Consider the following 25,953-nt stretch of genomic DNA (forward strand, 5'->3'; position numbering starts at 1 on the left):
GCCCTAGATTCTCGATGCCCTCGCTCAGTGCACTGAGCATCTGCTCGGCCCCCGCCCCACACCCCCGAGGAGCCGTCGCCATGCCGTCCCCCACCAGCCCCCACCCTCCCCGCATAGCCCGCACTCGCCTCCGCATCGCCCTCGTCGCCCTGGTCACGCTGGCCTCCGCGGCGCTCACCACGCTCCCCTCGCCGGCTGCCCAGGCGGACACCCCGGCCCCGACGCACCTCACCGGCACCCTGCCGGACGGCGCCACCTGGATCGCGGACGTCCCCGAGCGCTGGAACGGCACCCTGCTGCTGTTCAGCCACGGCTTCGGCCCCCTCGTCGCCAGGAACGCCCCCACCGAGGCCGTACGCACAAAGTTGCTCGCCGAGGGCTACGCGATGGCCGGCTCGTCGTACGACCCCCATGGCTCGATGTGGGCCCTGAACAGCGCCGAGCGCGACCAGTTCGCCACGCTCGACGCCGTCACCGCGAAGATCGGCGAGCCCAGGCGCACACTGGCCATCGGCAACTCGATGGGCGGGCTGGTCAACGCGCAGCTGGCCCGGGACGGCGGCGGGCGCATCGACGGCGCGCTCGGCCAGTGCGGTCTGGTCGCGGGCGGCACGGATCTGGACAACTACCAGCTGGACGCCGAGTACACGATCGCCCGCCTGCTGCTGCCCGGACAGGACGTGAAACTCGTGCGGTTCGACATCTCCGCCGAGGCGTCCGCCACCGCCGACCTGCTCACCAAGGCGGTCACCGCCGCCCAGAGCACCCCGCAGGGCCGCGCCCGGATCGCCCTGGCCGCCGCCTTCCTCAACCTGCCCGCGTGGTCGCCCGGAAAGGACCGGCCCGCCCCGACCGACTGGGCGGAGCAGCAGGAGCAGCAGTACGACTGGTTCGCGCAGGGCATCCTGTCGTTCGTCGAGGGCGGCCGGTACGCCGTCGAGCGGTCCGTCGGCGGCAACAACTCCTGGAACCGGGGCGTGGATTACGCCCGTCTGCTCGCCGGTTCCGCACACGCACCGCAGGTTCGCGCCCTCTACCGGGCGGCCGGCCTCGACCTGCGCGCCGACCTGCGCACCCTGACCGAGGGCGCCACGATCACCGCCGACCCCGACGCCGTCCGCACCGCCCGGCGAACGTCCTCCGCGGGCCAGGGACTTGAGGTGCCTCTGCTCAACATCCACACCACCGCCGACAACCTGGTCCCGGTGGAGCAGGAGAACCGCTTCGCCGCCCGCGTGCGCGCCTCCGGCGACGGCGCGCTGCTGCGGCAGGCGTACGTCGAGCGGCAGGGCCACTGCGCGTTCACCACCGCCGAGACCGTGGCCGCCCTGCACGCTCTCGAACACCGCGTCGACACCGGCCGCTGGGACGACGCGGCGACTCCGGCAGCCCTCCAGCGGTCCGCCACCGAACTCGGCCTGGACGGCGCGGCGTACGTTCCGTACCGCCCGGCCCGGCTGACGGTCGGCCGCGACCGCCCGGGACACCCCACCGACCGCTGACGGTCGAGCTGTGCGGCCCCCTTGTCGGCGCCCGCGCGTCAGCCGTCCGAGGTGCCCGCGCCGACGGTGGCCGCCGCGGCGGGTGCCGGGCCGGGGAGTCGCCGCGGCCGATCCGCCGGGCGAGCGGTACGAGGGAGATCGCGACCGCGCCGACGACCCCTGCGAGGGCGAAGCAGGCCGATGACGCCGCCCGCGTTGATGACCATGAGGAAGCTGACGGAGGAGTTCAAGCCGTAGCCCTCGGCGCGCATCATCCGCGGCAGCCGGGTGCTCACGCCGTATACGAGGAGCTGGCCGCTGAAGGAGGCCAGGCCGGCCACAGCAGCGGGGTCGACCAGCGCGACTCGGGGCGGAAGAGTTCGCGTACGGCGGCTGCCCGGCCCGCCGCACCGGCGGCCGGGGCGGCGACGGCGGTGGGCCGGGGCAGCCCGTAGCGGTCGGTGACCGCGTCGGCCGTGTCCCGACGCCGCGCGCCGGCAGCACGCCGGGCGACTCGGGCAGCAGCTTCAGCAGCAGCGGTACGGCGATCACGGCCGGGCCGACCGTGCCGCCCCATCCGTACGGTGGCCCGGAAGGTGACCGGGGCGAGCAGCGCGTGGCGGGAGCGAAGTCACAGCAGATCTCCGCCTGCCCCGCAGCAGAGTCGCAGTCCGGTGGGGGAGACGTGCGGCACGCCCGTGAGGGCCGCGCTCATGAGGAGGTCAGTCTTTCGGGCGCCATCCCCAACCAGCGGGCGATGTCGCGCTTTCCCTCGCTGCCGACCACCAGGATCCGGCTGTCGCGCTTCTGGGTCACCCAGCCCTTGGCCAGGAACGCGGAGAGGATGGCCGCCCCGACCCGACCCGCGAGGTGGTGCTTGTCGCTCGTCCAGTCGACGCAGTGGCGGACCGTGGCCGACGAGCCGCCGACGTCGTGGACCTTGATGGCGCCGAGCATCTCCTGACCGGCCAGGGTGACCCGGTAGGCCGTGGGTCCTCTGCCCGTCCGGGCTATCGCACCACGGTCCAGTAACCCCTCCATGACGGTGACGCCCAGGTCGCCCGCCGCGTGGTCGTAGCACGTGCGGGCGACCTTCAGGGAACAGGAACGGCGGTATGAGCGCAGCGAGTTCGGCCGGAAGGGTGGCGACAGCCGGGCCAGGCACTCCAGGGCCGTGGCCACGTCGGCGGAGGCGAGGCTGTAGTAGCGATGCCGTCCTTCGCTGCGAACGGTGAGCAGATCGCCGTCGACGAGCCGGGCCAGGTGAGCGCTCATCGTGGACTGGGCGACCCCGGCCTCGACCGCCAGTTCCGACATGGCCAGGGACTGCCGGTCCAGGAGGGAGAGCAGGATCCGGGCTCTGGTCGGATCAGCCATCAGGGCGGCCGGATCTACGAAGTTGGCGTCGCCGGCGAAGTCACGCACGCGCTCCACTCCTTGGTCTCTCCCGTGAACGGAGGGCGGGAAACAGCCCGGAAACCGTTCGTACTTCAAGGTGTTACTCGGTCAGAAAGCGCCTACCACGCCGGAGTGGTGAGCACGCTGCGGGCCCAAGGGGTTTCCGATTCTTGAGGAGGGCTTGGGCGGGCGTTTGCGGCCCTTTGCTCGTTCGATACGCAAGGGCCCGCCGGACACCTGGCGTCCGGCGGGCCCTTCGATGCGGGGGAGAGGAACGTCGGCATTGGGCGCCCCTCCGGATCAGTGTGCCGAGGCCTCCTCCACTCCCTGCCGGGGGATGGTCACCACGGTCAGCAGTGCGGCCGCCGCCCACAGCAGGGCGCAGAGCAGCCCCACCCGGTGGAGCCCGGTGAGGAAGCTCCCGGACGCGGCCGGGTCGCCGACCAATGAGCCGAGCACCGCGATGCCCAGGGCCCCGGCGGCCTGCCGGGCGGTGTTGTTGACCCCGGAGGACAGGCCCGGCCGGTCGTCGGGACCGGCCCGCAGCGCCGCCGCCACGACCGCGGCGGTCAGCAGCCCCATGCCGGCGCCCAGGCCGACGAGGACCGGAACCAGGACCAGGTAGCCGCTGCCGGGGGTTACCGCGAGCAGGGAGAGCGCGCCCGCCACGCCGAGCAGCAACCCGGCGAGCATCGGGGGGCGCGGCCCGAAGCGGGCGACCAGACGTCCGGTGAGGGGCGCGCCGGCAGCGAGCGGCACGAACAGAGGCAGCATCATCAGGCCCGCCTGGAAGGCACTGCGGTGCTGCACCCCCTGGAGGTACAGGGTCACCACGAACACCGCGCCGATACCGGTGAAGTTCATCGCGGCGGCCACCGTGTTCGCGCCGGAGAACGCCCGGCGACGGAACAGCTCCAGCGGCACCATCGGCGCCGCCGCCACCCGTTCCCGCCAGATGAACCCGGCCAGCAGCGCGACCGAGAGCAGCGCCGCCACCGCGACGGTCATCGCGGAGGCGCCGCCTCCCGCCGCGACCGCGCAGTACACGATGGAGCCGAGGGCCGCCGCGGCGAGCGCGGCTCCGGGCAGGTCCATCCGGTGCTCCGGCGTGCCGCCACCGCCCGGCACGAGCCGCAGGGTGACCAGGGCGGCCACCGCCACCAGCGGGACGTTCAGCCAGAAGACCGCGCGCCAGCCGGTGGCGGTCACCAGGAATCCGCCCAGCAACGGCCCTGCCGGCAGGGCCAGGGCCGACACCCCGGCCCAGATGCCGAGAGCGCGGGCCTGTTCCGCACGGTCGGGGAAGGTGCGTTGGACGACGGCGAGGGTGCCGGGCAGCAGCAGCGCCGCGCCGACACCCTGGAGCGCGCGAGCGCCGATGAGAGCGCCCGCGGCGGGGGCCAGGGCGCACAGCAGGGAGGCCAGCCCGAACAGCCCGAGTCCTACGACGACCACGCGCCGGTGCCCCAGGCGGTCCCCGAGCGCTCCGCCGGCCAGCAGGAACGCGGCGAGCGCCACGCTGTAGGCGTCCACCACCCATTGCAGTCCGGACAGCCCTCCGCCCAGGTCGTGGCCGATGCTCGGGAGGGCCACGTTGACGACCGTCACGTCGAGTTGCACGAGAAACATGCCGACACACATCACGAGCAGCACGAGGGTGCGTCGCATGCCCTCGGGCGCCGGGGAGCGACCCGGATGTTCCTGGCCAGGTGCGGAGGACGTTGTCTTCATGGTTTCCATCGTTACTCCGATGTGTTTCGGTGCGGAGCGAAGCGTGACCGCGCGTCGCGGACCGGCACGCACCACGGCCCGGGACACGGAGCCGGTCCGCGTCCCGAGCCGTGGTGCGACGGCCTCAGGCCAGCCCGGACAGCAGGGCGGCGCGCAGCGTCACCCCTCGGCCGACTCCGTCGAAGTAGTGGGTGTTCGCCAACTCATCGGTTTCCGGCGGCAGTTCGGGCCCAAGCGGACCCGTGTGGGTGACGGGTACATCCGCCCCTACGGTGCGCAGCAGCCGGGAACTGAGGACGAACCGCTCATCGAGTACCGCGCCGCGTCCGTGGTCGCGCACCGCGCCCTGATGGAAGTCGGACAGCTCGAACGGGATCGCGCACACCGCGTCGGAGAGCCGTAGCAACTCCTCGCTGGTCTCCACGTGACGCCGGGACAGACCGGTCTCGTCGATGAGGTCCGCCACGTCCTGCGGCAGCGTCGCCCCGTCGGGTGTGAGGAACACCAACCCCGCGGCGCCGAAGGCGCTCAGCGCGTACACCAGGGAGCGGGCGACACGGCAGCCCGGATCACCGAGGTAGCCGATGGTCGTGCCGTGGAGTGTCCCCAACTCCTGCCGGATGGTCCACAGATCCAGCATCACCTGAGTGGGGTGTTCCCGGTCGCCCGTACCGGCGCTGATCACCGGCACCGGACTGACCTGGAGCGCCTGTTCAGCCGCGTCGTCGTCGGTGTGCCGCAGGACCAGTACGTCGACGTAGGAGCCGAGCACCCGTACGGTGTCGTCCAACGACTCCCGGTAGAAGTCCCCGGCCCGGGTGGTCGTGACGTCGGCGAAGCCGATGGCGGAGCCGCCGATCCGGTGCGCCGCGGCCTCGAAACTGAGCCGGGTGCGGGTGCTGTTCTGGTAGAACGCGGTGCCCACCAGCAGCCCGGGCGCCATCCGCGCGACGACGTCCCGGGGCTGTGACTCCAGCCAGGTCGCCCGGTCGAAGAGGGCCTCGTAGTCGGCCTCCGTCCACTCCGCCAGACTGGCCGCGTGACGCGGGGGCGACGTCAGTGTCTTCACCACCACTCGCCCTCCACCGTCTTCATGGTCCACATCTGGGTGTCGATCATGGAGTAGCCCGGCGTGACGGGCAGCGGTACAGCGCCCGGCAACTGGTCCAGGCCGGTGATCGCCTGGCCGAGCCGGGAGGCGAGCATGCCCTGGGCGAGAGGCGGGGTGCCGGCGAAGATCGGGCACTCCTGCTTGTGGATGAACCACTCGTCGAGCATCTCCCGACTCGGGTAGTCGGGCATCTCCGGTATGAAGCGGCTGATGAGCTGACGTGCGTTCTTCTCGTTCATCGGCTCGTGCTGCGGTACACCGAAGTAGTCCTCGGCGGTCATCGAGTCCTTCGTCCACTTGAAGAAGAACGTGCGATGCCCGAAGACCGGCGTCAGCATCATGAACCGGCACTGTTCGGAACGCCGGAACGCCTGGTGGAGGGTGTAGCGGGCGTCGATCTCGTACAGCTCGATCTTGTCGAGTACGTAGTCGCAGCCCTCGAAGAACTCGTCGACGGTCTCCTCACAGATGCCCTCGGGGAAGACGTCGATGTTCACGTCGCGTGTGGTGTCGTGGACGAGTTCGGCGACGGCCTCGGCCTTGTTGCGCCCGACGTTGCCGATGGTCGCGCCGAACTGCCTGTTGATGTTGGACACTTCGAACGTGTCCGGGTCCGCCACCTTCAGGTTCCGCACACCCATGCGGACGAGCCGTTCAGCCGTGGCACCTCCGATGCCACCCACGCCGGCCACACCGATCGTCGCGTTGCGTAACCTCAGCTGTCGCTCGCGCTGCTCCTCCTCGGTGTCGCCGAGCCAGCCGAGATTCCGCTTGACCCGCTCCCAGTAGTAGTCCTCGTCGGTCCGTTCGGCGACTAGGCGCTGACGGTCTGCCATGACAACCTCCCGGTTCTCTCCGGACGTCGGGGCGGCACCTCACGGCGAGGCGCCGCGCCCCGGAACGTCTCCCACGCTAGGAGCCGGTGGCTTCGACGCGGCCCGAAGTGTCATGGGCGTCAAGTGCCATGGGCGTCAAGTGCCATGGGCGTCCGCATCGGCCGACGGACCGTCCGTGGAGGCCGACGCCGACGGAGGGTCACGTCCCTCGGGAAGGTCAGTCCGGTGCGCCGTTGTAGAGCCCGATCGCGCTGAACTCGCCGCGCTCGCCGTCCGGCAGCCACCACTGGTGGCCGTAGCCCATCTGGGCAACAGCTACTACTCGCCTCACCTCCGCCGGCCGAGGGCATGTCGATCTGCGTGATCGAAGTCGCGGACCAGGGACCAGGGCTGGGTGCACGTTCCGCTTGGTTCTGCCCGCCCGTGGGTGAGTTGCTGAACGCCACGGTTACGACTTGGCCCTGACCAGCCCGGCGTCGTAGGCCATGATCACGGCCTGGATGCGGTCGCGGGCCCCGATCTTGGCGAGGACCCGTCCGACGTGCTTCTTCACCGTGGACTCGGTGAGGACGAACCGTCCGGCGATCTCCGCGTTCGTCCAGCCCTGGCCGATGGCGACCAGGACCTCGCGTTCGCGGTCGCTGAGGGTTTGGAGCCGGGGGTCCTGCGGGGCCGTTGCGTCGGCGGGGGCCAGGACCTGGTGGGCGTAGGCGTCCAGCAGTCGGCGGGTCAGCCGGGGGGGCCACGACGGCGTCGCCGGTGGCGACCGCGCGGATGCCCGCGACGAGTTCCTCGGGGCGGGCGTCCTTGAGCAGGAAGCCGCTGGCGCCGGCGCGCAGGCCGTCGTAGGCGTACTCGTCGAGGTCGAAGGTGGTGACGATGAGGACGCGGGTGCGGCCGCGGGTGGCGATGATGCGGCGGGTGGCCTCGATGCCGTCCATGCCGGGCATGCGGATGTCCATGAGGACGACGTCGGGGCGGAGTTCGGCGGCCATGCGGACGGCCTCGGCGCCGTGCTCGGCCTAGCCGACCGGCTCCAGGCCGGGCGTGCCCTCCAGGAGCATGCGCACGCCCATGCGCTGGAGGGGCTGGTCGTCGGCGATGAGTACGGTGGTCATGGCAGGTGGTCTCCTGATGCCGACGGGGCGGGTGCGGAGGGTACGTCCAGGACGACGTCCACGAGCCAGCCGTGTCCGGTCCCGCGAGGTCCGATGTTGACGGCGCCGCCGTACATGGCGGCGCGCTGGCGGATGCCGACCAGGCCGTGCCCGGCGTCGCCTGAGCCGGTACGCCCTTCCGGCCGCGTTCGTACGGGCGTCCCCGGCGGTGTTCCGGTGTCGGCGACCCCGATCCGCACCTTGCCGGCCTCGGCCGCCACGGTGACTTCGGCCGTGGAGCCGGGGCCCGCGTGCTTGAGCGTGTTGGTCAGGGCTTCCTGCACGATGCGATAGACGGTGAGCTGCACGCCGCTGCCCAGTGAGCCGAGGTCGCCGACGGTCCGATAGGTCACCGCCACACCGGCTGCGCGTACCCGCGTCAGCAAGGGATCCAGATCACCGATCCCCGGCTGCGGGCTGTGCATGCGCACGTCGTCCCGCTCCTCGCGCAGGACGCCCAGCACCCGGCGCAGTTCACTCATGGCCTGGCGGCCGGTGTCGCCGAGGATGCGCAGGGCCTCGGCGGACCGCTCGCCCCGGTTGGCGGCGAGGGTCGCGGCGCCGTCGGCCACACTGACCATGACCGAGAGATTGGGGCCGACGATGTCGTGCATCTCGCGCGCGACACGCCCTCCGGGTCGAGGCCGTTGACCGGTTCGTCGAGCAGGACGATCGCCGGGTCGCCGAGGAGGGCCGAGGCGATGCCGAGCCGCTGGCCCATGCCCAGCGAGAACGCCCCGACGCACTTGCCGGCCACGCTGGTCAGTCCGGCCAGCTCGATGACCTCGTCCACCCGGCGGCGCGGAATGCCATGGGTGTACGCGAGCGCCATCAGGTGGTTGAACGCGCTGCGGCCGGGGTGGACGGACTTGGCCTGGACGTCGCGGGCATCGAGCTGACTGTGCTGCACACCCCGGGCCACGCGCCGGGCGCCATCTGCCTCTACGCCCCTGCCCTGGACACCGTCTTCACCGGCGACACCCTCTTCCAGGGCGGCCCCGGCGCCACCGGACGGTCATTCTCCAGCTTTCCCACGATCATCCGCTCGATCCGCGCCGAACTGTTCTCCCTCCCGCCGGAGACCGTCGTGCGCACCGGGCACGGCATCAGCACCACCATCGGAACCGAAGCGCCCCACCTGTGGGAGTGGACCGTCGACCGCGGCTACTGAGGAAATGTCACTCTCACCAGTGATTCCACAACACCTGTGGCAACGGTTGGAGTTCCAATCGCTGCCACTGAGCTGCACCGCTTGAGTTTCGTCGCCGCAGGAACACGGCGAACCCCGGAGAGGCCCGCGCAGTGGCAACGATCTCGGGAAAGGCCCCGGTCGGGTCACCACTGGCGCGGGAGTGGATCAGCACGCGGCTTCGGCCCAACGGCCCACGAGTGCCTGGTAGCCGTCCCGCTCGGGCTCCGCCGCATGATCCGAGGGAAGGGCGGGATCAGAGGTGGGTTTGGCGAGCATCGGATCCGGTAGGGGCCAGGTCGAAGGCATGGTCGACGAGAGCTGACGCAGCAGCGGCTGGGACGAAACGCCGAATCGGGAGCGTAATTCGCGGGCCGATCCCCTTGCGTTGGGCTTGATCCATGAGTGGCCGTGGCCGATGCTCCGAGCGTGTCCCTGAAGCGGGATGTCCTTTCAGGGGAAGGACTTGAGCTATCGCCGCAGGTTCAAGCTGGAAGCAAGCGCGTTCCCGTGCCGTGCCGGACGGTACGACTTCGGGCCGTCCGGGATGACAAGCGGCCCAGCTGAACGCGGAGGGTAGGTGCCTCGGCGTCACGGTCCGTGATGCCCCGCAGGAGTGGCGGGCGCTGTCGCAAGCGCCGGACAGGAAGCCAGCCGGGCTCGTTGCGCGACGCGTGGCTGCCACCCTTCTCCCCGGATGCTCCCCGGCGTTCATCGATTCCCAAAAGACCTGGTCAGAGGCTTGCCGGAAGCAGGTCGAGGAAATCACCCGCATCGCTTCTCCCCGGAGGCTACCCACAGCCGTTTCTGGCCCGATCCGTGAGAGATGCGAGAGCGAAGCGCGACAAAGACCTGAGCGTGGTGACGGGAGCCTAGAGCCAGTCCCGCCGCTTGAAAATTACGTACAAACTTGCGCAGACTACCCCCATCAAGCCGATCGCGAAGGGGTATCCGAAGGTCCAGCCCAACTCCGGCATGTGCTCAAAGTTCATGCCGTAAATAGTTCCCACGAGCGTGGGAGCAAATAGAATCGCCGCCCACGAAGAGATCTTCTTGAAGTTGTCTGTCCACCTGGTGGCGCTGACCTGTGGCAACACGGTTGAAACTGTCTCTGACCTGTGCGGACACCTCTTTCAGCGTCTTTCAAGAGCGTGCCGGGTTACGCAGCCGATTCTCCCCACGCGCTCCCCAGGGCGAATCGTGCTCCCCGGATTCTCCCCAGGAGGGGCTGGCGGTCAGGGCGCCTGTGACGTGATGTGCAGGCTCGTCTGACGGGTTGCAGGGGTAACGATCAGTGACTTCTGTTGCGACTCGCGACAGTCAGGCCACGGGCGTCGGTGGCGTCGGACGGTCAGGTTCCTGACGTCGGACGTCCGGCGCGGGTCCGGGGCCGGTTCCTGGCCAGGCCGGTTTCCACGGCCGTGAGCAGAGCGAGGGTGGCGTCGAGGTGTGTGGCGTCGTGACCGGCGGCCGCGGAGACGGCCGCGGCCCATTCCCGGCGGACGAGGGCGTAGTTGGTGCGTCCGCGTTCGGTGGTGTGGACGGTGACCCCGCGGCCGTCTCCCGGGTCGGCGCTTCGCTCGACCAGGCCCTTGCGCTCCAGCCCGCCCAGGACGGTGGAGAGGTTGGTGCGCTGCAGCCCGGTCGCGGTGGCGATGCGGCTGGGCGGGGCGGCGGGCTCGCGCTGCAGGTGACGCATCACCATGCCCTCGGACGGTGACAGCGGGACGGCCCGCTCGTCGGTGTAGCCGCGGAACTGGATCTCGCGGCTGATGATCAGCACGAGGTCGGCCAGCTCGGCCCACCGCAGGTCGTGGTCCGGTCCTGCGGTCGTGCCTGTCTGGTGCGCTTGGTCCTCCATCACGGCTCCAGGGTACGGGGTTGCCGCCAAGTGGTGATAGGGGCATACTCCTTATGTGCTCATAGTTATGAACACATAACATTTACTCTCTGGGAGCTGTCATGACGACAACCACTTCCTCCCGGCAGGCCGGGGCGACCGCGCTCTCGCCCCATGCCGCGGCCCGCGCCGGCGGGCTCCACCCGGTCGGGGTGTTCATCCTGCTGGCCGGAGCGTTCCTGCCGATCATGGACTTCTTCATCACCAACGTGGCCCTGCCCAGCATCGACGCCTCGCTGCACGCCTCGGCGTCGTCGCTGGAGCTGGTGATCGCCGGGTACGGCGTCGCGTACGCGACCCTGCTGGTCCTCGGTGGCCGTCTTGGCGACCGCTTCGGCCGTCGGCGCATCTTCCTCGGGGCGCTCGTGGGCTTCGTGCTGGCCTCCTTGGCCTGCGGCGTCGCCCCGGGCGTGGGGGCGCTGATCGCGGCCCGCATCGTCCAGGGCGCCACCGCCGCCCTCCTCATCCCCCAGGTGCTGGCGACCTTCCACCACGTCCTCGAAGGAGAGCGCAAGTCCCGAGCCGTCGCCCTGTACGGCGCCACCTCCGGAATAGCCGCCGTGGTCGGCCAGCTGGTGGGCGGTCTGCTGGTCAGCGCCGATGTGGCCGGCACCTCCTGGCGGCCGATCTTCCTGGTCAACGTGCCCATCGGGTTGGTGGTGCTGATCGTGGCGGCACGCATCGTGCCGGACACCCGCTCGCACCACCCGGTCGGCATCGACCTGCCCGGCACCGTGCTGTTCGCCGCCACCCTGACCGCCCTGCTGGTCCCGCTGACCGAGGGCCACTCCCTGGGCTGGCCCTGGTGGACCTGGCTGCTGCTCGCCGTCGCGGTCGTCCTGGGCGCCGCCACCTACGTCGTCGAGAAGCGCACCGAGCGGCGCGGCGAGGTCCCGTTGCTGCCGCCGTCCCTGCTGCGCCTGCCGTCGATGTCCCGCGGCCTGGTCATGGTCTTCGCCTTCAGCATCGGCTTCGGCGCCTTCATGTTCGTCTTCGCCCTCACCGTCCAGAACGGCCTGCACGCCGACGCCCTGCACAGCGGCCTGGCGATCCTGCCGATGGCCCTGCTCTTCTTCGCCGGCTCCCTGGTCGCGCCCCGCCTGATCACACGGTTCGGCCGGGCGGCGCTGTCCGCCGGCGCCGTCGTCCAACTCGCCGGACTGGTCTCGCTGGTGGCGATCCTGCTGGCGAACTGGCCGCACGTCAGCCTGCGGTCCATGGCCGTACCACTCGCCCTGGTCGGTGCCGGACAGTCGATCCTGTTCGCCGGCCTGTTCCGCAGCGTGCTCGCCGACGTCCCCACGCACCTGGCCGGCATCGGCAGCGGCGTACTGATCACCCTGCAGCAGAGCGGACTGGCTCTCGGTGTGGCCACCCTCGGCACCCTCTATCTGGCCCTGGCACCGCACAACGTCGCCCACGCGTTCGCCGGAGTCGAGTACGTGCAGATGGGCATCGTCGCCCTCCTCGCGGTCGGTGCCGCCGCCCTGCCGCGCTTCACCAAGTCCACGTCGGCCGCCACTCCCGTCGTCGACGCCTGAACCCGCCCCTCTCGAACCTCTCGTAAGGGAGCAGTGATGAGTCTTCTCGACTTGTCGCGATGGCAGTTCGTCATCACCGTCATGTTCCACATGACCTTCCCGGCGATCACCGTCGGCCTGTCGATCTTCCTGGCGGTCGTCTACGGCCTGTACTGGCGTACCGGCAGGGCCGTCTACCTGCAGATGTTCCGGTTCTGGCGGCGCATCTTCGCCGTCGGCTTCGCGATCGGTGTGGTCGCCGGCGCCGTCATCACCTTCCAGATGGGCCTCAACTGGGGCGTGTACGGCGCGAAGACGGGCCCCATCATCGGGCCGATCATCGGCATGGAGGTCGTGACCGCCTTCTTCGTCGAGGCAGGCTTCATCGGAGTCCTGCTCTACGGCGACGGCCGCGTCCGCAAGGGCACGATGTTCGTGTCCACCGTGATGGTGTCGGTCGGCACCGTCCTGTCGTCCACGTGGATCATCGCGGCGAACTCGTGGATGCAGACACCCGCCGGATTCAAGGTCGTCCACGGCCAGTTCGAGCCCACGGACTGGATGCGCGTCATCTTCAACCCGTCGTTCATCTGGCGCTGGCCGCACATGCTGGCCGCCGTACTGATCTCGGCGAGCTTCTTTGTCGCCGGGATCTCGGCCTGGTACCTGGTCAAGGGGCGCGCGAAGGGCTTCGCCCGCCGCTCGATGTCGATCGCGCTCGGGATCGCCGCGCTGCTGATGCCCGTTCAGCTCTACCTCGGCGACAGTGTGGCCGGGCACGAACTGCCCTACCAGCTTTCCAAGTTGGAGGCGATCGAAGGCAACTGGGACAACGGCGACACCGGGTTCGTCCTGTTCTCCATTCCGGACCAGCAAGCCGCGCGGAACATCGCCGAGCTCGACATCCCCTGCCTCGGCAGCTACATCGCCAAGGACCTGACCTGCAAGACGGCCATGCCCGGCCTGAAGCTCACACCGGCAGCCGACCGGCCCGACATGGCCGCGACCTTCTGGGGGTTTCGCGTCATGTTCCTGGCGGCCGTGCTGATGTTCGGCACGGCGTTCGCCGCCACGGTCCTGCGTATGCGCAACCGCCTGTGGACCGCGCGTCGCTTCCACCGGTTCGTCCTCTGGACGACACCGGTGGGGATCCTGGCCATCCTCGGAGGCTGGGTCACCGCCGAAGCGGGACGGCAGCCGTGGATCGTGTTCGGGCAGCTCCGCACCTCGGCCGCGGTGTCCCACCTGGCACCCGGCGAAGTCCTGTTCTCGGTGATCGGCTTCTCCGCGCTCTACCTGATCATGCTGGTCGCCTACGTCGCCTACATCGTCCGCACCATGCGCATCGGCCCGGAACGCCACGACCCCGGGCGGGAAACTCCACCGGAGAACCTGCCGGACACCGGCCTTGCCAGGGACGGCGTACCCCAGGAGCTTCCCGTACAGATCGGCTCCCGGGAGGTGGCGGCGCGATGACCACCACCCTCTGGGCGGCGACCGTCCTCGTCTGTCTCCTGATGTACGTCGTGCTCGACGGCTACGACCTCGGAGTCGGCGTCGCCACCCTCTTCGAACGCGACCCCGCACACCGGCGGCACATGCTGGAGTCCGTCGCGGTGGGCTGGGACGGCAACGAGACCTGGCTCATCCTGCTCGGCGTCGCGCTCTGGGCGGGCTTCCCCCTGGCCTTCGGCACACTCCTGCCGCACGCCTACCTGCCGATGACCGTGCTGCTCTTCTCCCTCGTCGTGCGCGGCGTGAGTGTCGAGATGGCGTCCCAGACGCCGCCCGCTCCCCACTGGACCAACGCCTTCGGCGTGGCGTCGCTGCTGGCCGCGTTCGCACAGGGCTTCGCCCTGGGGACCCTGACCTCGGCAGTACATCTGCGCGGTGACGTCTACACCGGGTCGGCCTTCGGGGCCTTCAGCTGGTTCTGCGTGCTGTCAGGGCTCACTGTCACGGCCGCGTACACCGCTCTCGGCTACGCCTACACCAAGCACAAGTCGTCCGGGTCGCTGCGAGAGTCGGCGGGACGGCGAGGTGTGGTCGCCACGGTGGCCGGGGGAGTGCTGCTGGTTCTCGTCCTCGTCACTGTCGACACCACCGCGGCACCGCTGAACCTCGACAGCCCGGGGCGCGCCTTCGCGTTCGCCGTCCTGCTGCTGTTCGCCGCCGGGGGAGCGGCCACCTCACTCGTCACGTTTCCCTGGAAGCGGCAGTCCGGGGCGGCGGACACCCTGCCGCTCGGCGGGCTCGTGATCGCCACGGTGTCCGTGTTCCTCGCCCTCGGCGTCGCCCGCTACCCGGTGCTCCTACCGCCGGGTCTCACCGTCGACAGCGCGGCCGGCCCGCACTCCACGATGGTGTTCATCCTGGTGGGCATCGGCCTGAACATGCCACCGGTGCTGGCCTACAACGTGTTCGCCCACCGGGCCTTCGCCGGAAAGCACGACACCGCAGGAGCGCACTCATGACCACCCGAAGCTCGCTCCCCACGCCGTTCCGTCTCGTGCTGCGCCTGCTCGCCGCGGTCGTCTGGACCGTGCTGGGTCTGTTCGCCTACTTCGTCTGCCAGGGGATGTTCGGTGGCTACGCGCAGATCCACTCGCACCTGCTGACCACCCTGGGCATGATCGCCATCGCTCTGACCGGTGGCATCGCATGGATCGTCGACGAGCGGCGCCCTCATGACGACGAATGAGATGTACGGGATGAAGGGGCCGAGTGAGCCGGGCGCCGCCGGAAAGCCGCAGGACGACGACGCGTTGCTCACCGTATGCGCCGCGCCGGGACGGCACTGGTTCCGCCTGTCGGGCACCCTCCGGACACTGGAGACGCTGTTCACGATCACCCGCTGGGGCGCCCTGGCATGGACGGCCCAGGCAGCGATGGACCGGGCCAGGGCGCACCAGACGTGGGGCCTGGTGGCCTTCGCCGTCATGAGCGTGCTGGCGGTGGGCGCCGACTGGGCGGCGGGCACGCTCGCCGAGCGGGGCGCACGTGCCGTCGCGGCCGGACTGCGGCGGCAGTTGACGGGCGCTCTGCTGCCGACCGTCGGGCGGATCAGCGAGACCGGCCCGGCCGAGGCCGCGTGGGCGATGGTCGACCTGGCCGACGACGTCGCCGACTTCCACGCGCAGACCGTGCCCCTGCGCCGGTCGGCACCGCTGTCCATGCTCGCCGTACTGGCGGTCACGGCCGCGGTGCACTGGCCGGCTGCGATCGTGCTCGTCCTGACCACCGCGCTGCTGCCCCTCAACATGCGCCTGGCGGGCCTGTTCGCGCAGGACGGCGCGGACCGGCAGTCGGCCGCGACCCGGCACCTGAACGCCGTCGTCCTCGACAGCTTCCGCGGCATGCGGACCCTGCGCGAGCTCGGCGCGGTCGGCCGACGCGGCCGAACCCTGGCCACGGCCGCCGAGCAGCTGAACAAGGCGACGATGAGCGTGCTGCGCCGGGCCTTCCTGTCCGGGATGATCATGGACGTCGTCATTACGTTCTCCATAGCGGTGAACGCCACGTACATCGGCCTGTCGCTGCTCGGCTATATGCAGGTGCCGCACGCCCCGCACCTCACGCTCTTCACCGGTCTGCTGGTGCTGCTCGTCTGTCCGATGTACTTCGCCCCGATGCGGGCCAGGGCCTCAGCCTTCCATCTGCGGGAACGCGCGATGGTTGCGTCCGGCGCCATCCACGGCATCGTCGAGGACACCCCCACTGAGGTGATCCCGGCGGCCCGTCCGCCGCTGACCGACCCGGTCGGTGTGTCGCTGACAGCGGTCCGGTTCCGCCACAGCGGCGCCGACCACGACACCGTCAACGCGGACGCCGAGTTCGCACCGGGCAGCTGGACGGCGATCACCGGTGCCTCCGGTTCCGGGAAGAGCACGCTGCTGTCGCTGATCGCCGGCTTGCGCCGGGCGTCGGCCGGCTCGGTCCGGTGGCAGACCTCGTCCGTACGGCAGGCGCCGGTACTCGGCGGATGCGCCTGGGTCGGACAGCAGACCGTGCTGCTCGACGCGACCGTCCGCGACAACATCCGCCTCGGCCGCCCGGATGCCACCGAGCAGCAGATCCGCAGAGCCGTCGAAGCCGCCGGGCTCAGCGCCGTGATCGAAGGTCTCCCCGAGGGACTGAACACCCGTCTAGGTGAGGGCGGTTGGGGTGTGTCGACCGGTGAGGCCCGCCGGATCGCCGTAGCCCGCGCCTTTCTGCGCGGAGCCCGGCTCTGGCTGCTCGACGAGCCGACCGCCCACCTCGACGCGGACAGTGAACGCGAGGTCGTCGAGGCCCTGCGGCGGGCCACCGACGGCTGCACGGTCATCGTCGCCACCCACTCCTTCCCGCTGGCCGCAGCGGCCGACACCGTGCTCGCGATCGACGACGGCCTCCTGCACGACGCGAGGCCGGTGAACGCGTGATGAGCAGCAGCCGTAGCCCGAACAACCGTGGTGGGAGGGCGCGTTCCCTTGCGGCGGGCGGGTTGGTGCTCGCGGTCGTCGCCGAACTGTCCTCCGTCGGACTGCTCGGGCTCTCGGGCTGGTTCATCAGCGCCTGCGCCGTCGCCGGGGCGGCCACCTTCAGCTCGTTCTCCTACATCGCCCCCAGCGGCGGTGTGCGCGCGTTCGCCCTGGCCCGCGTCGCCGGCAACTACAGCAAGCGTCTGGTCCTGCACGCCGCCGCTCTGCGCCGGGTCGCCACCGCTCGGGCCGGTCTGTTCGACCGTGCCGCAGGCGCCGACCGGGCACAGGCGGACGGCCTGTGGTCGGGTGAACTGCTCGACCGCAGCATGGCCGACGCCGACAGCGCCGGGATGGCGCTGATCGAGTGCACAACCCCCGTCGCCGTCACCGCCGCGCTGACCGTCGCTGCCGTCCTCGCCGTAGAGGTGTCCACGTCCATCGTGCCGGCAGCCGTACTCGCGGCCGGTGTCGTCGTCATGGCGGTGATCGCCCACCGTACGCCCGGCACCGCACGCGAAGCCGAGCAGCACACCCGCAAGGCGCTGCGCGCCGAACTCGTCACCGCTGTCGACGCATGGACGGAGCTGGCATCGCTCGGCGCCGCCGAGCAGCTTGCGGCGCGTACGACGGCGAGGTTCACCCGACTCGACGCCGCACGGGAAGCGGCCGGTCGGCGCAGGTACCGGACCAGGCTGGTCAACGGCCTGATCGGCACGGCCACGCTGACCGCCACGGCCGCCATCGGGACCGGCAGCGCACCGGACGCCCCCACGTTCGTGTTCGTCGCCCTGCTGTCCCTCGGCGTGCTGGCCCAGGCCGAGCAACTGGCGACCGCCACCGAAGCCCGAGCCACCGCGAAGGCCGCACACCGCAGGCTCACGGCAAGCGCGCCGAACAGCGCGAGCGACACCGCCGTTCCGGAGATACGGTCATGGTCCACCGAGCACGGCATCGGCTTCGCCGACTACCCTCTTCCGCCGATGGCCCTCCGGCCCGGGCGTGTCCTCGGCGCCACCGTGCCCCGGGGCGCGATGCTCGTCGTCACCGGCCGCTCCGGCAGCGGCAAGAGCACTCTGCTCCGAGCCCTCGCCTCGTCGCTCCGGCAAGCGACCGAAGGCCGCGGCGGCCGACCCGCTGTCGTGGCCGTCGCCGCAGACGACCACCTCTTCACCGGCACACTCGGATCCAACTGGCGCCTCGCCGACACCGCTCTGACCGACGACGAGATCGACGAACGCCTCGCCCAACTGCGGCTGAACGACAGCGGACTGACCGTCACAACCCCCGTCGGCCCCGGCGGGAGACAGCTCTCGGGCGGGGAGCTCCGCCGGGTCTACCTGGGCCGGGCCCTGGCCCGCCACCCGTACGTCCTGATCGTCGACGAACCGACCACGGGCCTGGACGAGCGAACCGCCCGACACGTACTCGGCATCCTCCAGAACCTGCCCGACACCACCGTCGTCCTCGCCCTGCACGACGTACCGGCGAGTCTCGAGCTGTCCGGGCACGTGACGCAGCTGCCGCTCGACCACAGGGGACCGTAAGTTCCGCACCTCCCAGGAGGCACCATGACCACAGCACAACCCCGCGACGTGCTCACCGGGCCCCGTAGCGCGCGGCCGGACGCGACACAGGCCGAGGCGGAGCTCCAGGCCCGCTTCGAACCGGCCCTGAAGTTTCTCGACCGGCTCTACTCGGCCGCCCTGCGCATGACCGGCCATCCGGCCGACGCCGAGGACCTCGTCCAGGAGACGTACGCCAGGGCCTACACCTCGTTCCACCAGTTCCGCGAGGGCACGAATCTCAAGGCATGGCTGTACCGCATCCTCACCACCACCTTCCTCAACTCCCGCCGCAGCCAGCGGCGTCGGCCGCAGTACGACGGCACGGCGGAGGTGGCGGACTGGCGGCTGGCCCGTGTCGAGTCGCACACGTCCACGGGCCTGCGTACGGCCGAATCCGAGGCGCTCGACCACCTGCCCGACGCGGACGTCGAAGCGGCACTGCACGCCATCCGTGAGGACTTCCGGATCGTCGTGTACCTCTTCGACGTCGAGGGCTTCACCGTTCAGGAGATCGCAGACATCATGCGGACCCCCGTAGGCACGGTGCTGTCCCGACTGCACCGGGGGCGCAGGCAGTTGCGCTCGCTGCTGGAGGGCTACGCCCGCGAGCACAGGATCGTCCCGGCGGGCCGCTTCGGGAGCGGTGAGCGGAAGCGATGTGGCCACGCGTGACAATCCGGAAGATCCGCCATCGCAGCGTCACGGGTTTCCCGTCCGGGGCCGCCCAGCCGGAAGCCATCCCCTTGCCGCGCCTCAGCCGGTCGGGCGTGAGCGGGGTCTTCTCGCGGTTCTCGCCTGCCTGACGGCCGTGGGCCCGCTGGCCATCGACATGTACATACCCGGCTTCCCGGCGATAAGCCGCACGTTGCACACCACCAGCTCCGCAATTCAGCTGACGCTCACGGCTTTCCTGGCCGGCGTGGTCGTCGGCCAGATCGTCATCGGGCCCGTCAGCGACAGTCTCGGCCGGCGGGGGCTGCTGATCGGCGGCTGCGCCGGATTCGCCCTCGTAGCCCTGGCCTGCGCGTTCGCTCCCGGGATCGGCACGCTCATCGCCGCCCGATTCCTGCTGGGATTCGCCGGTGCCGCCGGCATGGTCCTCGCTCGTGCAGTGATCACCGATCGTTTCCACGGCCCTGAGGTGCCCCGCCACTTCGCTCTGCTCTCCCAGATCATGAGCGTGGCCCCCGTCGCCGCCCCCGTCATCGGAGGGGCGATCCTGTCCGTGTCCTCCTGGCGGGTCGTCTTCGGTGCCCTCTGCCTGGCCGGGATACTCCTGCTCGTCGCGGTGCTGGTGAAGGTGCCCGAGTCCCTTCCACCGGAACGTCGCCAAAGGGGCGGCCTCGGGGGGACGTTCGACGCGATGGGCCACCTGACGCGCAACCGGCCGTTCATGGGCTGCGCCCTGGTACTCGGCTCGGCCTCAGCCGCGCTGTTCTCCTACATCAGCGGCTCCAGCTTCGTCTTCGAGCGCATCCACGGCACCTCCCCGGCCGTGTACTCGCTCATCTTCGCCGTGAACGCGATCGGCATGCTGTTGGCCGGAGCCCTCTTCAGCAGACTGAGTCTCCGGGTGAGCGTGAACACCCTGCTGACCGCGGCGGTTGCCGTGTGTCTCGCGGGGACCCTCACCCAAGTCCTGCTCACTATGGCCCTGGGAGACCGCTTCGCCGCGAGCTGGATCTGCCTTTGTTCGTCGTGCTGTGGGGGATCGGCATGCTCCTGCCGGCCACCATGACCCTCGGACAGGACCTGGGCCGCGCCGCGCCCGGAGCGGCGTCCGCCCTGCTCGGAGGGCTGCTGTTCCTCTTCGGCGCGATCGCCTCTCCTGTGGTGGGTCTTTTCGGCGAGACCAGTTCGCTGCCGATGTCCCTGATCATGCTCGTGTCCGCCGCTCTGGCAGCCCCGGCCCTCGTCGTCCTTGCCCGCCCGCGGGCTGTCACTCCGTCAGGACGAGACATGATTATGGGCGCATAATAATTATGGAGCTATAGTTATGAGGCCATCCGTATTTTCTCGAATCGAGGTCTGGCATGAACCAAGGAACGGAACCCACCGGGGGTTCGACACGACGCCAACTGCTGCGAGCCGCGGCCATCGGAGGGACGGCCGCCGCTGCGGCGTCACTGCTTCCCGCACCCGCCGCCTGGGCCGACACGCGGGCACGCGGCGGCTCCCAGTACGTTGCGGGAGTTGACGTCCTCCCCGACACCTCCCACGCCACCAGTGCCCTCGCCGCGCACATCCGCGGCTATTACCAGGCGAAGAGCGACCGCAACCTCGCATGGCAGTCGTCCTACTTCTCGCACCGGCAGACCACCTACATCGACGCGATCCTCGGGTGGCACTGGTACACCTGGCAGGACCTGCACGACGGACTCGCGACGTTCTATCCCAAGTGGCCGAAGGACAGTAAGTCGTATCCCACACGGATCCTGGGGGACACGACGAGCGCGATCCTCTTCTTCACCGACACCCCCGGCATGTTCGGCCCCGGCCAGGTGCGCAACGCGGGAGCGGTCAACTTCAACCGCCAGGGAAAGATCGAGCGTTGGGTCGACTACTGGGACTCCAGGCAGTTCGGTGTGTCCAGTTGGCGGCAGGAGCAGGAGCCGCCGAATCAGTGGCCGACCGATTTCCGGGAGTCCACGGTCGGAGAAACCGCCTCACCGCTGATGCGCCGAGTCGCCGCCGACCTGGCGGACGCCCTGCGCAGGAGTGACATCGCTTCAGCGATGGATCTCTTCTCGTCCGACGCCGTCTTCGAGGACGTGCCGGCGCACATCCAGATCACCAGCAAGGCGAGCATCCACGCGTACCTGACGAAGGCCGGCTCGGTACTGCCGTACGTCGGCGCGGGCACCGGCGTACGGCACGTGCTCGGCAACGATGTCGGAGGGGGGTACGAATGGACCGCGGTCAACAGCCCGGTTCCCCGAGGCATCACCGGTATCGAACTAGACCCGTGGGGCAGGATCGAGCGCTTCACCGCGGTGTGGAACGGCGCCTACGCCGACGACGCCCTGCTGACCCTGCTGGCGCGCGAGGCGATCGAACGATGACGGTCACGGCCGTGGGGCGATCGATCCCATGGCCGGCCGTGCACGCGTGATGAGGCCGGCCGGGCGGGCGCCCCACCACGCCGCTCGCCCGGCCGGAGCCCCGGCGGCAGCGGCCAGGGCGTTGACACATCCCGGACCGCGGCCGGCGAGTCGGCCCCGCGCCGTCTACGCACTGTCGGCCTCGCACGGCTCGACAGGACCCGCGGGCAACCAGCGTTCCAAAGGGAGAGTAGCGCCGGGAAACCGGCTCTGACCTCAGTGAGCTGCCCCGACTTTCGTAGAGTCTGACGGCGAGGCCCGCATCGCCCTCACCACGGAGACAGCGCTGAGCGCCCCTTCGTGGTGTGGTGCGCCCTCTTGCCGCTGTCGTTGCGGAGACTCCCGTACGAACTGCCGCAGTGCGCCGGGTGAGCCGGCACCTCCGCAAGCCGGTGAAGGAGATCTCCGCCGCGGTGAAGCAACTGACCTCCGCCATCACGAGGATGGGGGACTGGGCGGCCAAGGCCCGTGCGCTGGCGCACAATGCCACCGCATGACATTGCCTCGCAGGAACCCGGACCTCCTCAGAGGCCCGGGTCCTGTGTCGTCACGTGTGCTGCTTGCATACTCGCGGCCTGACAGATGCGGTCTCGCCTGGCTGTGTTCAGTCGATGTCGGGGTCACCGAGCTCTTCGAGGAAGCGGCTCGCGAGGTCGTCGGCCCACTCCACGGCCCAGGTGCGCAGAGCGGTGATGGTGGCATCGTCGAGGCCGTAGACGGTGAAGGCTTCGTCGTCGGTCCACTCGGCACCGGTGAGGTTCGCCTGGAGGTCCTCGCGCTCGAAGCGGCCGCGGGCGTGGCGGCGGCCGAACTCTTCGAGCTCGGCATTGCTCCAGCGGTGGGAGGCTGCGAACACGTCGATCAGGTCGCGGGGTGCTCCGCGGTCGGCGAGGGCACGGACCTTGGTCCCGATCACGTCCTCCTCGGCGAGGACGGGCCCATACGGGCTCTGGGTGATGGGTCGTCAGAAGATCTCTTTGAGGATGTCGACTTCGCACTCCTGCCCGGTGGCGGGGTCCGTCACGGTGAAGCGAGCGGGCAGCGGGGCGGTCTCCAGCGCCTGCACCTTCCAGCCCCGGGCTGTCAGGCCACTCAGAGCGCGGCTGCGATGTCGGCCATGAGCGCCGGGTTCTCGGTGGCGACGTCCAGGTCCTGGCTGGGTCGGTTCACGAGGCGGTGCGCCCTCACGGCATACCCGCCGGTGAGGACCAAGGGGTACGGCGAGCCGAGAGCGATCACATCCGCGAGTAGCCGCGTGTGCAGCTCCGGCATGCCTGTCACGCGGCTGCCCGGGTGCGGGAGGCGAGTTCGGGGAAGGTGTCCTCCCACACAGTGCGCACGGTGCGACCGGCGAGGGTGCGCAACACGGGCCACAGCTCGAGGAGCAGATCCCGGTTGAGGTAGTGGGGCAGGTCGTCGTGCAGGCCCTCATGCAGGACGGTGCGGTACAGGCCCATGCGCTGGCGAGGTTTGCCCAGGTCGTACGAGGTCATCCCGGACCATGCCAGGTGCAGCGGCAGCTCCACGACACCGTCGGTCGGCCCGTGTAGCTCGTCCAGCGACTCCGGCAGACGGCGCCGGAACTTCTCCCGGTACAGCGCGAGATCCTCGGCGTCTGCGCCCGAGAGGTTCCTCGGCCCGGGGCCGGTGTGGTGCGGGTAGGAGGCCATGCCATGGCGGCCGCACAGGGCAGGGGGCTTGTGGCTCCGTCCATGGAGCCAATGTCACTGTCTGTTGTCCGCTGCGGATGCAGCAACGGACACCGGCGAGACGCGTGGTGCGGAACGGGGCGGCGACGAAGTTGCCGGTGCAGGGCCTGTGTCGTCGGCTGATTCTCCCCAGCGCCATCAGAAGGGTAAAAGACCTGGTCAGGGGCTCAACTGAGGCAGGTAGACGAGATCCCTCGCATCACTTCTCCCCAGGGACTCCCCAGGGCTGATTCCGACCCGTTCCGTGACCGGTGCGAGAGCAAAGGTCGCAGAAGAACTGGGCTCGGCGAGATCGGTTCAGAGCCAGTCCCGCCGCTTGAAAATCACGTACAAACTGACGCAAACGACCCCCATTAGCCCGATCGCGAAGGGGTATCCGAAGCTCCAGCCCAACTCCGGCATGTTCGCGAAGTTCATGCCGTAGATGGTCCCGACGAGTGTGGGAGCGAAGAGAATCGCCGCCCACGACGAGATCTTCTTGATCTCCTCGTTCTGCTCGAACCCCGCCTCCGCCAACGCCCGCATCTCCGCGTTCTGTTGCTGCGTGACCAGCGTGGCGTTGACCGTGAGGATCTCCGTGAGGGCCTGGCGGAAGCCGTCGACGCGTTCGCTGGTGTGGGTGACGTGGTCGGCCACGTCGCGGAGGTAGCGCTGCAGTTCCTCGTCCGTGCCGTATTTGGAGAAGCCGGCCATGAGGCCGTGCAGCATGCCGACCAGCGGGCGGGTGGCGCGCTGGAACTCGACCATTTCGCGGGAGAGTTCGTAGATACGGCGGGAGACCTCGGGGTCGCCGCGGAAGACCTCGGTCTCGATCTCGTCGATGTCGTTCTGGACGCCCACCACGACCGGCTCGTAGCCGTCGACCACCGCGTCCAGTATCGCGTAGAGCACCGCCTCCGGGCCGAGTTTGAGCAGTTCCGGGCTCTCCTCCATGCGTCGGCGCACCGCCGACAGGTCGGGGGCCGCGCCGTGGCGGACCGTGATCACGAAGTCGGGGCCGACGAACACGTGCAGTTCGCCGAAGTCGACCTCCTCGGGCGCGTCCAGGTAGCGGGCGGCACGCAGGACCACGAAGAGGGTGTCGCCGTAGCGCTCCAGCTTGGGCCGCTGGTGGGCCTCCATCGCGTCCTCCACCGCGAGGGGGTGCAGGTCGAACTCGGCGGCCAGGGAGAGGAGTTCGGCTTCAGTGGGGCGGGCCAGGCCGATCCAGGCCATGCCGGACGGCTGGTCACGCAGCTCGCGGAAGGTCTCGGCGAGGGCGGCGGGGGAGGAGACCCGGACGCCGTCCTGGTACAGCGCCGACTCCACGACGCTCGCCACCTCGACGGAATCGGCGGCCGCGGGGCGCGCCGGAGGTGCCGGGGCCGGTGGCTCCGGTGGCTGCGGCGGAGTGAGGGCTCGGCGCCAGACGGACTTCATGGAATTCTTCGAGGCGGGGCGGGCGCGTCGCTCGGACATCGCGGCTGCCTCCCGATCGAGACGACGAGTGCGTGTGCGTGTGCGTGATGTGCGTGTGCGTGTGCGTGATCACGGAGCAGGATATACGGGGCGAATGACATGGTGGGGGAGTCCCATCCTGTATTCGTACTCCGTGAGAGTTGCGGACAGAACATGTCCGCAAGCCTCGCTGGCTTGCGGAGCATGACGAAGACGACGAAAGCGGCGAGGACGATGACCGGGACAGGCCCCACCCTCAGCACCCGCGCCCTCAACCGCGCCACCCTCGACCGGCAACTGCTGCTGCGCCGCTCGCCGCTGTCCGTCATGGCGGCCGTGGAACATCTGGCCGGCCTCCAGGCCCAGGAGGTCAAGCCGCCGTACTACGCGCTCGCCGCCCGCCTGGGCGGCTTCACGCCCGAGGACCTGGCCGGGCCGCTGGCCGACCGCGCCGTCGTGCGCATCGTCACCCTGCGTTCGACGATCCACCTGCACACCGCCGACGACAGTCTCACCCTGCGCCCACTGGTCCAGCCCGCCCGGGACCGTGAGGTGAACCTCTTCCGCAAGGGCCTGGCCGGCGTCGATCTCGACCGGCTCGCCGGCCTCGCCCGTGACCTCGTCGAGGCCGAGCCGCGCACCATGAAGCAGCTGCGCGAGGCCCTGAGCGCCGAGTGGCCGGACGCGGACCCGCAGTCCCTGGCCGTCGCCGCCCGCTGCAAACTCCCCCTCGTCCAGGTCACCCCGCGCGGACTGTGGGGCCGCAGTGCTCAGGTCGCCCTCACCACCGTCGAGCACTGGCTGGACCGCCCCGCCGGGCAGGCCGCCTCCCCGGATGCCGCGGTGCTGCGCTATCTGGCCGCCTTCGGGCCGGCCTCCGTGAAGGACATCCAGACCTGGTCCGGCCTGACCCGGATGCGCGCCGCCTTCGAACGCCTCCGTCCTCAGCTGCTCACCTTCCGGGACGAGAACGGCGTCGAACTCTTCGACCTCCCCGACGCCCCGCGCCCCGACCCGGACACCCCGGCCCCGCCGCGCTTCCTGCCCGAGTTCGACAACCTGCTCCTCTCGCACGCCGACCGAACCCGCGTGATTCCGCCCGCGAACCGTGGCCGTACCTGGCAGGCGAACACCTTCTACTGCCCGCTCCTCGTCGACGGCTTCCTCGCGGGGGTGTGGCGCATCCTCGGCGACGCCCTCGTCATCGAGCCGTTCACCGAGTTCAGCAAGGAGCAGCGGGCGGAAATCCTTGAGGAGGGGGAGCGGATGCTGCGGGTCCTGCACTCGGAGGCGGCGTACGACATCCGCTTCGGGACCGTCATCTCCTAGCGGTCGTCGCCCGGCGACCGGTGTCC

General features: G+C 70.1%; 23 protein-coding genes and 5 pseudogenes. 14 read left to right on the forward strand and 14 right to left on the reverse strand.

Annotated features, from left to right (window positions below; all coding sequences use genetic code 11):
- Positions 1-80 precede the first annotated feature (80 nt).
- Positions 81-1,502, forward strand: a complete 1,422-nt coding sequence (locus tag ABIE67_RS36790; protein ID WP_370265877.1) for an alpha/beta hydrolase — start codon at positions 81-83, stop codon at positions 1,500-1,502.
- Positions 1,503-1,540: 38 nt separating this feature from the next.
- On the opposite strand, the gene ABIE67_RS36795 is transcribed toward ABIE67_RS36790, so the two are convergent.
- From ABIE67_RS36795 to ABIE67_RS36835, 9 genes and pseudogenes are all read right to left on the reverse strand, one after another.
- A complete protein-coding gene (locus ABIE67_RS36795; RefSeq protein WP_370265878.1) occupies positions 1,541-1,777 on the reverse strand; it encodes a hypothetical protein in 237 nt (78 codons plus the stop codon).
- On the reverse strand, positions 1,774-2,058 hold the full coding sequence (locus ABIE67_RS36800) for a hypothetical protein (RefSeq protein WP_370265879.1): 285 nt from the start codon (positions 2,056-2,058) through the stop codon (positions 1,774-1,776). Before ABIE67_RS36800 ends, ABIE67_RS36795 begins: the two co-directional genes overlap by 4 nt.
- Before the next feature lie 134 nt (positions 2,059-2,192).
- On the reverse strand, positions 2,193-2,906 hold the full coding sequence (locus tag ABIE67_RS36805; protein WP_370265880.1) for an ArsR/SmtB family transcription factor: 714 nt from the start codon (positions 2,904-2,906) through the stop codon (positions 2,193-2,195).
- Between the two features lie 273 nt (positions 2,907-3,179).
- Positions 3,180-4,610, reverse strand: a complete 1,431-nt coding sequence (locus tag ABIE67_RS36810) for an MFS transporter (protein ID WP_370265881.1) — start codon at positions 4,608-4,610, stop codon at positions 3,180-3,182.
- Between the two features lie 124 nt (positions 4,611-4,734).
- Positions 4,735-5,682, reverse strand: coding sequence for a hypothetical protein (locus tag ABIE67_RS36815; protein ID WP_370265882.1), 948 nt, complete (start codon positions 5,680-5,682; stop codon positions 4,735-4,737).
- Complete coding sequence (locus ABIE67_RS36820; RefSeq protein ID WP_370265883.1) at positions 5,676-6,557, reverse strand: ThiF family adenylyltransferase; 882 nt, start codon at positions 6,555-6,557, stop codon at positions 5,676-5,678. The genes ABIE67_RS36815 and ABIE67_RS36820 overlap by 7 nt, the downstream gene beginning before the upstream one ends.
- A gap of 448 nt (positions 6,558-7,005) precedes the next feature.
- Positions 7,006-7,675: pseudogene (locus ABIE67_RS36825) on the reverse strand (response regulator).
- Positions 7,672-8,328, reverse strand: coding sequence for a sensor histidine kinase (locus ABIE67_RS36830; protein ID WP_370265884.1), 657 nt, complete (start codon positions 8,326-8,328; stop codon positions 7,672-7,674). The pseudogene ABIE67_RS36825 and the gene ABIE67_RS36830 overlap by 4 nt, the downstream one beginning before the upstream one ends.
- An 11-nt stretch (positions 8,329-8,339) precedes the next feature.
- A pseudogene (locus tag ABIE67_RS36835) lies at positions 8,340-8,591 on the reverse strand (ATP-binding cassette domain-containing protein); the annotation flags it as partial.
- Here ABIE67_RS36835 and ABIE67_RS36840 point away from each other — a divergent pair.
- Positions 8,571-8,885: pseudogene (locus tag ABIE67_RS36840) on the forward strand (MBL fold metallo-hydrolase); the annotation flags it as partial. The pseudogenes ABIE67_RS36835 and ABIE67_RS36840 overlap by 21 nt on opposite strands.
- An 890-nt stretch (positions 8,886-9,775) precedes the next feature.
- Here the strand turns inward: ABIE67_RS36840 and ABIE67_RS36845 are convergent.
- Together ABIE67_RS36845 and ABIE67_RS36850 are read right to left on the reverse strand one after the other, a co-directional pair.
- A pseudogene (locus tag ABIE67_RS36845) lies at positions 9,776-10,003 on the reverse strand (CorA family divalent cation transporter); the annotation flags it as partial.
- 251 nt (positions 10,004-10,254) lie between these two features.
- On the reverse strand, positions 10,255-10,764 hold the full coding sequence (locus ABIE67_RS36850) for a MarR family winged helix-turn-helix transcriptional regulator (RefSeq protein ID WP_370269312.1): 510 nt from the start codon (positions 10,762-10,764) through the stop codon (positions 10,255-10,257).
- A 101-nt stretch (positions 10,765-10,865) separates the two neighbouring features.
- Between ABIE67_RS36850 and ABIE67_RS36855 the strand changes: the two genes are divergently transcribed.
- From ABIE67_RS36855 to ABIE67_RS36905, 11 genes are all read left to right on the forward strand, one after another.
- Entirely contained in the window at positions 10,866-12,344 is a 1,479-nt protein-coding gene (locus tag ABIE67_RS36855) for an MFS transporter (RefSeq protein WP_370265885.1), read from the forward strand.
- Positions 12,345-12,380: 36 nt separating this feature from the next.
- Positions 12,381-13,799, forward strand: a complete 1,419-nt coding sequence (locus ABIE67_RS36860; protein WP_370265886.1) for a cytochrome ubiquinol oxidase subunit I — start codon at positions 12,381-12,383, stop codon at positions 13,797-13,799.
- The gene (locus ABIE67_RS36865; RefSeq protein WP_370265887.1) at positions 13,796-14,797 is read left to right on the forward strand and encodes a cytochrome d ubiquinol oxidase subunit II; all 1,002 of its coding nucleotides are present in this window, start codon (positions 13,796-13,798) and stop codon (positions 14,795-14,797) included. Before ABIE67_RS36860 ends, ABIE67_RS36865 begins: the two co-directional genes overlap by 4 nt.
- Positions 14,794-15,024: a hypothetical protein gene (locus tag ABIE67_RS36870; RefSeq protein ID WP_370265888.1), complete on the forward strand. Its 231-nt coding sequence runs from the start codon at positions 14,794-14,796 to the stop codon at positions 15,022-15,024. The genes ABIE67_RS36865 and ABIE67_RS36870 overlap by 4 nt, the downstream gene beginning before the upstream one ends.
- Complete coding sequence (locus tag ABIE67_RS36875) at positions 15,011-16,744, forward strand: ABC transporter ATP-binding protein/permease (RefSeq protein ID WP_370265890.1); 1,734 nt, start codon at positions 15,011-15,013, stop codon at positions 16,742-16,744. Before ABIE67_RS36870 ends, ABIE67_RS36875 begins: the two co-directional genes overlap by 14 nt.
- Positions 16,744-18,330 (forward strand): ATP-binding cassette domain-containing protein, encoded by a 1,587-nt coding sequence (locus ABIE67_RS36880; protein ID WP_370265891.1) that lies wholly within the window; start codon positions 16,744-16,746, stop codon positions 18,328-18,330. Before ABIE67_RS36875 ends, ABIE67_RS36880 begins: the two co-directional genes overlap by 1 nt.
- A 24-nt stretch (positions 18,331-18,354) precedes the next feature.
- A complete protein-coding gene (locus ABIE67_RS36885; RefSeq protein WP_370265892.1) occupies positions 18,355-19,023 on the forward strand; it encodes a sigma-70 family RNA polymerase sigma factor in 669 nt (222 codons plus the stop codon).
- A gap of 136 nt (positions 19,024-19,159) precedes the next feature.
- A complete protein-coding gene (locus ABIE67_RS36890) occupies positions 19,160-20,089 on the forward strand; it encodes a Bcr/CflA family efflux MFS transporter (RefSeq protein WP_370265893.1) in 930 nt (309 codons plus the stop codon).
- A complete protein-coding gene (locus ABIE67_RS36895) occupies positions 20,068-20,328 on the forward strand; it encodes a hypothetical protein (protein WP_370265894.1) in 261 nt (86 codons plus the stop codon). Before ABIE67_RS36890 ends, ABIE67_RS36895 begins: the two co-directional genes overlap by 22 nt.
- A 56-nt stretch (positions 20,329-20,384) precedes the next feature.
- Positions 20,385-21,413 carry a hypothetical protein gene (locus tag ABIE67_RS36900; RefSeq protein ID WP_370265895.1) on the forward strand — a complete coding sequence of 343 codons (1,029 nt, stop codon included), beginning with the start codon at positions 20,385-20,387 and terminating at the stop codon, positions 21,411-21,413.
- Between the two features lie 407 nt (positions 21,414-21,820).
- Positions 21,821-21,949 (forward strand): hypothetical protein, encoded by a 129-nt coding sequence (locus ABIE67_RS36905; protein ID WP_307520488.1) that lies wholly within the window; start codon positions 21,821-21,823, stop codon positions 21,947-21,949.
- Positions 21,950-22,056: 107 nt separating this feature from the next.
- Here the strand turns inward: ABIE67_RS36905 and ABIE67_RS36910 are convergent.
- From ABIE67_RS36910 to ABIE67_RS36920, 3 genes and pseudogenes are all read right to left on the reverse strand, one after another.
- Positions 22,057-22,724: pseudogene (locus ABIE67_RS36910) on the reverse strand (nucleotidyl transferase AbiEii/AbiGii toxin family protein).
- A 5-nt stretch (positions 22,725-22,729) separates the two neighbouring features.
- Positions 22,730-23,122, reverse strand: coding sequence for a hypothetical protein (locus ABIE67_RS36915; RefSeq protein ID WP_370265897.1), 393 nt, complete (start codon positions 23,120-23,122; stop codon positions 22,730-22,732).
- A 336-nt stretch (positions 23,123-23,458) separates the two neighbouring features.
- The gene (locus tag ABIE67_RS36920; RefSeq protein ID WP_370265898.1) at positions 23,459-24,619 is read right to left on the reverse strand and encodes a magnesium and cobalt transport protein CorA; all 1,161 of its coding nucleotides are present in this window, start codon (positions 24,617-24,619) and stop codon (positions 23,459-23,461) included.
- 183 nt (positions 24,620-24,802) lie between these two features.
- On the opposite strand from ABIE67_RS36920, the gene ABIE67_RS36925 reads away from it, so the two are divergent.
- Positions 24,803-25,927 (forward strand): winged helix DNA-binding domain-containing protein, encoded by a 1,125-nt coding sequence (locus ABIE67_RS36925; RefSeq protein ID WP_370265899.1) that lies wholly within the window; start codon positions 24,803-24,805, stop codon positions 25,925-25,927.
- Positions 25,928-25,953 lie beyond the last annotated feature (26 nt).

The organism is Streptomyces sp. V4I8 (genome assembly GCF_041261225.1).
Lineage (GTDB): Bacteria > Actinomycetota > Actinomycetes > Streptomycetales > Streptomycetaceae > Streptomyces.